Annotated in this window: 2 protein-coding genes; both read right to left on the reverse strand. The window is 69.5% G+C overall.

What is annotated here, in order from left to right:
* On the reverse strand, positions 1 to 1,372 hold a 1,372-nt coding region (locus tag ACH4NX_RS38345; protein WP_398130378.1), incomplete at its 3' end, for a beta-ketoacyl synthase N-terminal-like domain-containing protein.
* 31 nt (positions 1,373 to 1,403) lie between these two features.
* Positions 1,404 to 2,291, reverse strand: an 888-nt coding sequence (locus tag ACH4NX_RS38350; protein WP_398130377.1) for a beta-ketoacyl reductase, incomplete at its 5' end; no start/stop codon positions are given.

The raw sequence follows: 2,291 nt of genomic DNA on the forward strand, positions 1-2,291 counted from the left end.
CCACCATGGGCACAGCCGGCAACTCACGCCGCCGCACAGGCACCACCTCCACCAAGGGCGCCTCCTCCACGATCACATGAGCATTCGTCCCGCTGATCCCGAAGGAGGACACGCCCGCACGACGCGGACGGCCCTCGGCCGGCCACTCCCGCGCCTCGGTCAGCAGCCGAACCCCACCCGCCTCCCAGTCCACCTGCGGAGTCGGCTCATCCACATGCAGCGTCTTCGGCATCACACCGTGCCGCATCGCCTGGACGACCTTGATGATGGCCGCCACACCGGCCGCGGCCTGCGTGTGACCCATGTTCGACTTGATCGAACCCAGCCACAACGGCCGACCCTCCGGACGGTCCTGGCCGTACGTGGCCAGCAGCGCCTGCGCCTCGATCGGGTCACCCAGCGTCGTTCCCGTGCCATGCCCCTCGACCATGTCGATCTGGTCGGCGGACAAGCGGGCGTTGGCCAGCGCCTGCCGGATCACCCGCTGCTGGGACGGACCATTGGGCGCTGTCAGGCCGTTGCTCGCGCCGTCCTGGTTGGTGGCCATGCCCCGCACCACGGCCAGCACCGGGTGCCCATTGCGTCGAGCGTCCGAGAGCCGCTCGACCAGCAACATGCCCACGCCCTCGGCCCAGCCGGTGCCGTCGGCCGCGGCCGCGTACGACTTGCAGCGCCCGTCCACCGACAAGCCGCGCTGGAGGCTCATCTCGATGAGTGTCTCGGGGGTGGCCATCACCGTCACCCCACCCGCGAGAGCAAGGGTGCACTCACCCGAACGCAGCGCCTGGATCGCCTGGTTCAACGCGATCAGCGAGGACGAGCACGCGGTGTCCACCGTCACCGCCGGCCCCTCGAGCCCCAGCGTGTAGGCCACCCGGCCGGAAGCGATGGCACCGGTACTGCTGTTGTACGTGTAGTCGTGGTACATCATCCCCGCGAACACACCGGTCGCGCTGCCCTTCAGAGTCGTCGGGTCGATACCCGCACGCTCCAGCACCTCCCAGGACGCCTCCAGCAGGAGACGCTGCTGCGGATCCATCACCAACGCCTCATTCGGCGCGATCCCGAAGAAGGCGGGATCGAACTCCGCTGCGTCGTACAAGAACCCGCCCTCACGGGTGTACGTCCTACCGGGCAGCCCGGGCTCGGGATCGTAGATGCCCGCCTCGTCCCACCCACGATCAGTGGGGAACCAGGAGATCGCGTCCTGCCCGTCAGCCACCAGCCGCCACAGCTCCTCCGGCGAAGCCGCACCGGGATAACGGCAGCTCATCGCCACGATCGCGATCGGCTCACTGGCGGCAGCCTGCAGCGCGCGGTTGCGCGTGCGGAGGTTCTCGGTCTCTTTGAGCGACGCGCGCAGCGCCGCCACGAGCTTCTGGTCGTTGTCGGCCATCGTGTCCTCAGTCTTGTCGCGCGGCGTCGTCGAGGTCGGTGTCTTGCAGAGCCATGCTGATCAAAGCCTCGGTGTCCATCACGTCGATCGAGTCCTGCTCCGGCACGGGCTCGGCCGTCGTGGCGGAAGAGACGCCGGCGAGTTCGAGCAGGGTGTCCATCAGGCCCGCGTCACGCAGCCGCGTGAGCGGGATCGTCCCCAGCAGGTGACGGATCCGCTCCTCGTGGTCGCTCGCGCTGCCTTCGCCCTCGTCGGGTGCCACTTCCGTGACCAGGTGCTCGGCCAGGACACGCGCGTTGGGGTAGTCGAAGATCAGAGTGGGTGGCAGCCGCAGCCCGGTGGCGGAGTTGAGCGTGTTGCGGAACTCCACGGCACCCAGCGAGTCGAACCCCAGGTCCTTGAAGGCCCGCTCCGGCTCGACTGCTTCCGGACCCGCGTGTCCCAGTACGGCGGCCGCATGGGTACGCACAAGCGTCAGCAGTTCCTCGTGCCGCTCGTCGGCCGGCAACCCGGCCAGCTGTCGCCGCAGCGCATCGGCGCCATCTGCGCTCTGCGCCGACACCGTACGCCGTGTGGAGGCGCCACGTACCAGGCCGCGCAGCAGCGGAGGCAGATCGTCGGCCTCCAGCGTCCTGGCGTCCAGGTTCATGGGGACCAGCACCGGCGCGCTCGACGCGCTGGCCACGTCGAACAGCTCCAGTCCCTGACCGGGCGACAGGCCCGCCATGCCGGCGCGGTTCAAGCGCTCCCGGTCCTCCTCCGCCAACTCGCCGCCCATGCCCGATCGGGTCGCCCACAAGCCCCAGGCCAGGGATTGGGCCGGCAGGCCCTGAGCACGCCGATGCGCGGCGAGACCGTCCAGGAAGGCATTCGCGGCAGCGTAGTTGCCCTGCCC

Origin of the sequence: Streptomyces sp. NPDC017225 (assembly GCF_044331465.1) — a bacterium.
GTDB lineage: Bacteria > Actinomycetota > Actinomycetes > Streptomycetales > Streptomycetaceae > Streptomyces.